Source organism: Photorhabdus cinerea, from assembly GCF_011189575.1.
Classification (GTDB): domain Bacteria; phylum Pseudomonadota; class Gammaproteobacteria; order Enterobacterales; family Enterobacteriaceae; genus Photorhabdus; species Photorhabdus cinerea.
Map to the genome: position 1 here is coordinate 15,947 of NZ_PUJW01000021.1, position 9,103 is coordinate 25,049.

Annotated in this window: 6 protein-coding genes and 3 pseudogenes; 6 read left to right on the plus strand and 3 right to left on the minus strand. The window is 39.5% G+C overall.

What is annotated here, in order from left to right; all coding sequences use genetic code 11:
- The first annotated feature begins 86 nt into the window (after positions 1-86).
- Positions 87-428: a helix-turn-helix domain-containing protein gene (locus tag C5469_RS17680; protein ID WP_166309506.1), complete on the plus strand. Its 342-nt coding sequence runs from the start codon at positions 87-89 to the stop codon at positions 426-428.
- Positions 429-453: 25 nt separating this feature from the next.
- Here the strand turns inward: C5469_RS17680 and C5469_RS17685 are convergent.
- Positions 454-912 (minus strand): annotated as a pseudogene (locus C5469_RS17685) (DcrB-related protein).
- Positions 913-1,887: 975 nt separating this feature from the next.
- Between C5469_RS17685 and C5469_RS24300 the strand changes: the two are divergent.
- From C5469_RS24300 to C5469_RS17700, 4 genes and pseudogenes are all read left to right on the plus strand, one after another.
- Positions 1,888-2,337, plus strand: a complete 450-nt coding sequence (locus tag C5469_RS24300) for a hypothetical protein (RefSeq protein ID WP_339414573.1) — start codon at positions 1,888-1,890, stop codon at positions 2,335-2,337.
- Between the two features lie 94 nt (positions 2,338-2,431).
- The gene (locus tag C5469_RS17690) at positions 2,432-3,799 is read left to right on the plus strand and encodes a lipase family protein (protein ID WP_339414574.1); all 1,368 of its coding nucleotides are present in this window, start codon (positions 2,432-2,434) and stop codon (positions 3,797-3,799) included.
- A pseudogene (locus tag C5469_RS17695) lies at positions 3,796-4,552 on the plus strand (hypothetical protein). The gene C5469_RS17690 and the pseudogene C5469_RS17695 overlap by 4 nt, the downstream one beginning before the upstream one ends.
- 80 nt (positions 4,553-4,632) lie before the next feature.
- Positions 4,633-4,875: pseudogene (locus C5469_RS17700) on the plus strand (hypothetical protein); the annotation flags it as partial.
- Positions 4,876-5,134: 259 nt separating this feature from the next.
- On the opposite strand, the gene C5469_RS17705 reads toward C5469_RS17700, so the two are convergent.
- A complete protein-coding gene (locus tag C5469_RS17705) occupies positions 5,135-6,388 on the minus strand; it encodes a C4-dicarboxylate transporter DctA (protein WP_166309508.1) in 1,254 nt (417 codons plus the stop codon).
- A 471-nt stretch (positions 6,389-6,859) separates the two neighbouring features.
- Here C5469_RS17705 and ybfF point away from each other — a divergent pair, with 471 nt between their 5' ends.
- Complete coding sequence (ybfF, locus tag C5469_RS17710; protein ID WP_166309510.1) at positions 6,860-7,645, plus strand: esterase; 786 nt, start codon at positions 6,860-6,862, stop codon at positions 7,643-7,645.
- Positions 7,646-8,025: 380 nt separating this feature from the next.
- On the opposite strand, the gene C5469_RS17715 is transcribed toward ybfF, so the two are convergent.
- Entirely contained in the window at positions 8,026-8,598 is a 573-nt protein-coding gene (locus tag C5469_RS17715) for a hypothetical protein (RefSeq protein WP_207629156.1), read from the minus strand.
- Between the last annotated feature and the right edge of the window lie 505 nt (positions 8,599-9,103).

Consider the following 9,103-nt stretch of genomic DNA (forward strand, 5'->3'; position numbering starts at 1 on the left):
TCGGTTAAGAGTTGGGTATTACTGAGTCCTGTTTGACTTCGATGGCGGAGTGAAGATCATCAGCATCGAGGAGGTGAGAAAACGCGATGAAAACACATACTGATGAAGTGCAAATTATCCGGCAGGGCAACAAACCCGTTTTTGCTGTCCTCCCTTACGACCACTACCTAGAGCTAGCTGGGCGAGAAAAAGGTGAAAACGTCTACATCCCTCACGAAGTAGTAGGGCTACAGGTTAAGAAAGGGCTAAGTCTGATCGCAGCATGGAGAACTTACAAAGGAATAAGCCAACAGCAACTAGCGGACAAGCTAGGCATCAGTCAGCCAGCAATAGCGCAGATTGAAAAGGTAGGAGCTAATACGCAGCCTAAAACCCTACAGAAGGTAGCAGACGCGCTAGGCATTAGCTTTGAGCAGGTTATAGAATAGCAGAAGCACGGCAATGACCTGTCTCTTAATCAGGAAGAAATCTGACTAAGAGACAGGACAATAATATGGTTTTTTTGTTAAGCATGTGTTCACGCTGGACCGAGGTCATATCACCGTTGCGGGTGCCGGTAAAAATCAGCACCTGTTCAGGCAGGTTGAGTAACATCATGACTTGATGAATAGGGCCTTGCGGGGAAGACCAGGAAAACTCTAACGTCACGGTTTCCTACTCGTTGAGCTGTCCACTTTCCTGTGAAAGCATTTGATAATTTTTTAGTTGTTGGCTCAGTGAAGTGATTTCCCATTGAGCAAACTGCGCAAAGTCGAGTCCCCACGGCAGGGTATCGCGGGAAAGGGTAAAACTGCTGCCGTTTTTATCATCCGGGCTGTTGAGCACCAAGATGCTGACATCCTGCCAGTCACGCGGCACCATCACAGAGCCAGCATTGAAGTGAAAAGGAACGAAGGGGTTGTTCTGAACCATGATGTCGTCCGACTCCTTTCTTCTCAAATAATCACAATCTTTTCGGTTGAGATATCAGTAAAAGGATAGGACAGGAAAACTTAAGTGTCTTACGAGGTAAGAAAATAAATTTATTTTTTTGCACTACATCTAATTTAAATAAAAATTCCGATCTAAAGGCCCGAGTTATCAATTAACACTGTTGTCAGTTAACACTATAGAAAATTTATTGACACGTTCGTAGCTTAGGAAACCAAGGCGAGTTGCTTACTTCGTGGGATGAAATTGTTATTCAATCAATGTTGTTTCATTTCTCAATAATTTCCCAACGGTGGATATATAAATTTACGATATTAGCAGCTGGATAGCGCATTATACTAACGCCCCCCCATACCATTCAGACTCAATTGAATCATCAAGGCATTATCTATGTCTAACAGGAAATCGGTCAACACCGGGTTGGATAAGATAGCCAATATCCCCGGTATTTAATGCAAGCTGTGTTATCTTAGAAATGAATTATTTTTATCCTTATATAAGATTGACGATAACTCAATCTCTATTGAGTTTGTAACACTTTCTTACAAAATTGACTTTTCGTAAATTAAAAAAATGAAAATTTTTCTTGCCATTTGGTGATGATTTAATAATCATAACTTAAGTTCCGTCATATGGTCAGTATGAAGGAAACTTCAAACTCCGTTCCCTTTGTCCAAAGGGATTAATCGATAGGGATACATTTCTGTATTCCTGTCGTTCAGCTCACTATTCTCACCGCTTTTTGTCTGTGGGATAGGATTTTTGCTACCTTATTTCTTTGGTGATGAAATCAATCACTGCCATTTCTGGCAGGATATTTATGTTGATTTCATCAACATAGGTGCTTTTCTGAGGATAAAGGTGATTGATCGCCGGGCAGAAGTCTTATGGGACTTTCAATCCATAATTCTTGAGCTATGTGCCTGTATGTAATAGCAAGCAAAGGAAACAACACTGATGAGTACAATAGATCCGCGAGATTGTTTTGATTGTAGGTTACTGAAACACTGGGTGGAATTTCAGTTGGTGGATGAACAAGGGAAACCCTTGGTCAATATGCCTTATGGCTTAATAAGCAGAGGACTACCGAATCATGTACGCCGTGGGAGGACAGATGGTTTCGGGGTGCTCAGGGAAGAAGACCTGTCAGCTCATCCCGTGAAATTGTATATCCATGCACAATCGTTGGCCGATGAGATGGAACAACGACCATTGCGAGAAATACGGGGAGAAGAGGCGTCGGTGGTGAAGCCAAAGGCGGAAGCCGAAGGCCATCAATATCGCTATGTGACTATCGGGCAAATCAGTGATGGGTTGCCGGTACTTAAAGGGTGGGACCCCAAAGATATCCCACCCCCTATCATTTTCCTGATCCGGAACCAAAAGGCTATCAGGTCCATCCGTTAAATCAGCGGTATGTATTGGAAGTGTGTCCATACCGGGCCTGGGTTTTGCTGTTGCATCATCAGAAAGAGTATTCCATTGTGAATGCCTATAACCAATGTTTGATGAGCGTGCTAGCCTACGCTGTGGGGATGTTGATATTGAAGGTTCTGTTAAACATTTTTTTAACCGGCAAATGGTGGATGTTTCGATATTGCCTTATCAGGTGGAGAAAGCGTCGGCGGCACCTGTGGTTTATAATGTGCCGTTTAGTGAACGTTATACTCAGGTGGAGTTTATTGATTCACAAGCTGGAGATAATAAACAGGGTGATACCAAACTGTTTTATGCTGCCAGTAAGAAAGATGTGATTATCAGTTGGCGGGGCACGGCTACTCTGGAAAATTACCTGACTGATGCCACCTTCCAGCCATTAGCTTTAAGCTGTGATGATGACAAAGCATTATGCAGTGGGTTTATCCATAGTGGCAAAGTGCATAAAGGGTTTTGGGAAGCGTTTAGTTTGGTTGGGAAGTTAAGCATTCCCGGTGACAAAAGTAAACTAGTATTCAGCGATATTATTAGACTGGCTCAGGAACGAAGATTGTTTGTCTGTGGGCACAGTCTGGGAGGAGCGTTGGCATTATTGCACAGTGCACAATTGAAAGAATATAATCCTTGCCTCTACAGTTATGGGATGCCGAGAACATTGACCCGCAATGCGGTAGAGGAATTGTCTTCCATTACCCATTATCGTCATATTAATGAAGATGACCCAATTCCTTCGGTGCCTTTTGAACAGGATATGGATAATAGATTTTTTAATTACTGGGCGCCGGCGGGGTATGAATGGGCAATGATAAAGTTGTTGCCCCCGTCACCGATTTTTAAAGCCATTAAACAAGCGACTGACAGTAAAGAAATCTATCTGCATCATGGTAAGGTTGTTCATTTTTTTCAAGCTAACAGTTGCCCAGAATGGCTGATTTCCGCCAGGAATGTCCCCTTTATAACGGGTGTAACTGAAGAAGTATTGAATAACACCACCAAGCTGTATTTAATTCCTGAGTTAAACCCGGAAACAGAAAAGGATTTTGCTCTGGCTGGTGAGCAGCAAAATGCGTTGTTTAATCAGCTCAGTCAACAAGAAAAAGACAAACTGTTTGTTGAAAACAGAGGGGCTGATTTAAAAGGGGGATTTGGCTTTTCTAATCATAGCTCGTATAAATATGCGGGTTATATTGATAAGCGCCTCAGAGAGTTATGCGAACCGGATAAGATTACGGTCTATCAGGACAGTCAGCGTCAATTTAAGGCGAAAATGGATAATGATAAGATGCTTATCCCTGACAACATTTACTATCGTAATCTCTATTTTCTGGATATGGACAAACAGTTAATAAAATCACTGACCGTCAGCCAACAGGAAGAACAGGGAACACTGGCCTTACAACATTACTGCGAGAAGAAGGAACTGTCAGTATGAAAATATTGAAAACAACGTTGCTCTTATTATTTCTCTATTTTATTTACTGGGCGTTTGGCGATACCTTTTTTAACTGGCTTTTTCCCTTTTCATCTGCCGGAAAGGGGCCGTCAATTACCGTGGAGGGAGTCGCGCCGAAATACACCAAACCGTATATATCTGCTTTGTATATATCAAGAGATTGTCTTAAATATCAGTTGGATGCAGGCATGTCACCTTTTAAAGTGCCAACTTATAACGGATTGCGCCTGGATGTGAAGGCCAGACCCACAAACCGGTTATTTTCAGGCGAAGTTACCCTTTAATGGCGGTGGCTGGTGTAAATGGAAAATTAATCAAGCCTCTGTGACAGTCGGTTATACCGATGTCACCCGCTTGGTAAAAGATGCTGTTCAAGATGAAGGCGCTGAAGGGACCGGTTTAACTGCATTTATTAACGATGCAGCTCGGACATATCTTAACGAAACTGCAACATTGAATATTATAGATTACCACCCGGTTATTTACCCTGTTTTGGAAATGGTTAATAAATTTCCAAAAAGACTCTACTTGCTAGGTGAGAAACCAATGCGTCCATTTAGATTGATGTTAACTCCAGGAGCAGAATGGAAAATTATCTATAAGCCTAAGCTGGATGAAACCAAGATGCCCAAGGTGATTATCCCGCCGGGTAAAGAACCCGCGAGGGTTGAATACCCGGATGGAAGCATTGATTTGAATAATGATCAAATAGAATACTGGAGAATAAAATAATGTCATGAAGGCTATATATTATATCACCAGTTTATCTAAATGCCAACACGAGAACACTGTGATCAAAAGGAATCATCAGTATGAAAATATTGAAAACAATATTGCTCTTATTATTTCTCTATTTTATTTACTGGGCGTTTGGCGATACCTTTTTTAACTGGCTTTTTCCCTTTTCATCTGCCGGAAAGGGGCCGTCAATTACCGTGGAAGGCGTCGCACCGAAATATACCAAACCCTATGTATATGCGCAGTATATCTCAAAATATTGTCTTAGATATCAGTTGGATGCTGGTATGTCACCTTATAAGGTACCGACCTATAATAAGGAAAACCGAATCATTAACTGACCCGGTTTTCCTGAACTGCTATACCCTTCATCCTTCAAGTTGCTGCTTTGTTGGCTGCTTTCACTTACCCCAGTCACATCGTCATCTATGCTCCTGGGGAGGCGTTCACTTGCCGCCGCGCTGCAAATTGAAATCTATTGGGTATAACTTATCAATAAATTTATTATAGCGTTAACTGACAAGCATTGGGCCTAAAGGCCATTGTCATCGGGTAAGTTAAAACCAACTCATTAACTTATTTGGCATTTAACGCTTGGTTTAATTTAGCTTCATCAAGCTGACGACAACGTTTTGCTACTACGATAGTGGCAACCCCATTGCCAATTAGGTTTGTTAAAGCTCTTGCTTCCGACATGAAACGATCTATGCCTAGAATTAACGCCAGCCCTGCTAATGGTAAATGCCCAACAGCAGAAATTGTTGCCGCTAATACAATAAATCCACTACCTGTCACGCCAGCGGCACCTTTAGAGGATAAAAGTAACACAACCAATAATGTTATTTGATGCACAATATCCATATGAGTATTTGTTGCCTGCGCAATAAATACGGCTGCCATTGTCAAATAAATAGAAGTGCCATCCAGATTAAATGAATATCCTGTCGGTATCACCAAACCAACAACAGATTTCTGACATCCCGCCTTCTCCATTTTATCTAACATACGAGGTAATACAGATTCAGAAGATGATGTGCCCAATACGATTAATAATTCTTCTTTAATGTAATTAATAAACCGGAAAATATTAAATCCTGTGGCTTTTGCTATTGTTCCTAAAACAAATATGACAAAAAGAACACAAGTGATATAGAAACAAACGATTAATTGTCCTAATTGAATTAATGTACCAATACCATATTTTCCGATGGTAAATGCCATTGCCCCAAAAGCCCCCAAAGGCGCTAATCGCATTACCATATTGATAATACCGAATATCACATGAGAGAAACCATCAATAATATTAAAGATTGGTTTTCCTTTATCGCCTAAATGATGAAGTGCAAAGCCAAATAACACCGCAAATAATAAAACCTGCAAAATATTACCACTGGCAAATGCCCCTATCACGCTGTTCGGAATAACGTCAAGTAAGAATGCGATTGTGCCTTGTTCAGACGCTTTCTCCGCATATATAGATACAGCCTTAGCATCTAACGTGGATGGATCAATATTCATCCCTGCACCAGGCTGCATAACATTGACAACTATCAGCCCAATAATCAAAGCAATTGTGCTAACTATCTCAAAATATATCAATGCAATAGCGCCTGTTTTACCAACAGCTTTCATACTTTCCATACCTGCAATTCCTGTCACAACAGTACAGAAAATAACAGGTGCAATAACCATCTTGACTAATTTTACAAATCCATCACCCAACGGCTTCATTTCTGCCCCAAGCTCAGGGTAGAAATGCCCAAGAAGAATACCGATAGTTATCGCAACCAAAACTTGAAAATAAAGACTCTTTAGTAAATTTTTTTTCACTTATTAATTCCCTAATCCATAGTATAAAATCAGATTCTATTTATTCTTATTAGAACAATATGATTGTTGTTTAATTTGCCTTATATATTCATTTTCACAGGATATACGTAAACTTTTATCATTTTTTCACAAAAAATTAAAATTAATACACAATTTTCTAAGATATAGATCACATAAATACACAATAAATAACCATACTAAAGTGACTGAATCGACAATCATCTCACAAATTATTTAAAACTTTCTATTTAAAAATATCAGTTACTTGAAGAATCTTTATTTTTCAATCCATTAAGTATTACTATTGGAAAATTGACAATTTTTTGACACTTTGAACATTTTAAGAACAATTTAATTAAAAAGATTATTAACTATAATTGTATTCTGCTTGCTTCTTTGCCCTTTAAACAACAGTATCTCGTGATAATATGTGGCATGACATTGAATACTCAGAGGCAAAAAATTTTCATCATGAAATTAGACAGCCAGTTAAATTATCATATACAAGTGCCGGAAAATCCGGTCTCTACCACGCCTGTTGTATTGATCCACGGGTTGTTTGGTGATCTAAATAATCTCGGCGTCTTAGCCCGTGATTTACAACAATACTATCCAGTCATTCAAGTTGATGTACGCAACCACGGTTCATCCCCGTGGGTCGATAACATCGATTACCGCGATATGGCTCAAGATATTATTTCTCTGTTGGATCATCTGAAAATTCAGTCTGCCATTATTATTGGTCATTCAATGGGTGGTAAAATCGCAATGACAATGACTGCACAGGCACCAGAGCGAATAGAAAAAATTATTCTTATTGATATAGCACCCGTCGCCTATCAGGTTCGCCGCCATGATAAGATCTTTACGGCATTGAATAAAGTCACGGAAGCGGGAGTTAAAACCCGTCAAGATGCCATTAAAATTATGCGGGAAGATATTCAGGAAGAAGGCGTCATTCAATTTTTACTGAAATCATTCCGTCAGGGAGAATGGAAATTCAATTTACCGATATTAATCAATCAATATGAAAAAATTATTGGCTGGCAGGAAATTCCCGCATGGCCTCACCCAGCTCTGTTTATTCGTGGTGGCCTTTCTCCTTATATTCAGGAAGAGTACCGTAATGATATCACCAGACAATTTCCACAAGCTAAAGCTTGGGTTATCGCCGGTTGCGGTCACTGGGTTCACTCAGAAAAACCAGACGCGGTTTTAAGAGCAATTCATCGTTTTCTGAATACTGATGCAGAATAACGAATCTTGACGTAGCACTAAGGGGGCGCTCCTTTTTACCTAGTGCGCATCCAATTAACCCTGTCGATAGGGATTTATTTAACATAGATCGTGAAAAATATTGGATACATAGGGCAGAAACTGAATTGAAGAAAAAATAAACACAAATAAATAGGATATAAATTATGCTATCTAGCAAAGTTAAAAAATATCTTAGCGATCAAGGATGGTAGGATGATTCTATCCATCCAGAATATCTAAATGCTTTAATTGGGTTAAATATCGATTTGGAATCTGATTTTGCTCAGTTTTACCTACATGCTGAAAATAATCCGACATTTTTTAGTAGACACCATGAAATTTACCAAATCTGCTGGTTTGTTATTAATAGCGATTATGATTTAAGTGTAAAATTTACGCATGAAGCACTTCGTTTTCCAGTTCACAAGCTCTTGCCGGCTATATTCTTCGGTATGTGCTAACCGATCAAAGGCACGACGTACCGTTGTATTATGGCTATATTGAAGCTGGCTCAACATGTAGCCACCAGCACCTTTAAAGTTTACGTCACCAGTTAGACCTTTACGGATCATTTCGTTATAAACAGCCGCACCAGTAACATTCAGCTCACCGTGGTTACCTGTATGATTCAGGGAAACGCCACCCGCCGCACCGGAAAATAAAACATCACCATCACCACTTTTATCAATATCTGCGTAACCTGCCCCCCCCCCTTTTACGGTCAAATGACCCGTAGAATCCTCGATTCCTAAATACGCAGCACCGCCAACCACGGTGTCATTACCTGTACCGGTATATACCTTAGCCGCTATCGAACCCAACGTAATATAGTCATTCCCTCCGCGGGCATAAATGTAACCACCAAATCCAATAGCATCAATGTCATTATCATCATCAGCGAAATAATTCCCGGTAAAAAAATATTCTGTGCTTCTGTTTGATGATTTACCCATAAACAATCCCTTAGTTTGATATATACCCGTCATCTTTCAAGTTGCCTCTTTGTTGGCTGCACTCACTCACCCCGGTCACAGAGTTATCTATGCTCCCGGGGATTCGCTCCCTTGCCGTCGCGATCCATCTTGAAATCCATAGGGTATAAAAGTTAAAACTGTATCCGTCAGATATAACAACAATGTTGAATATCCTATTTCACGCACAATACAAACCCTCAGCTCTTTCCAGAGAAAAAGAGCTGACAGAACAAATTATTAATAAAGAATACACAACAATGACAACATTAAACTCAGAAAAATATTAACCTGATGTATCTATAAACACTTTTAAATAAACAAATCTAATAAAACAAAAATTCAAAAACAATGTTTAACGAAGAAAATATAAAGAATTAAAACTAAGATATAACGTTTTACGAATTATGACCAATCATTTATTATCTATTTATGAAAATATTAAATATATTTATTACCAATGAAATTAATACTTAATAAACAATAT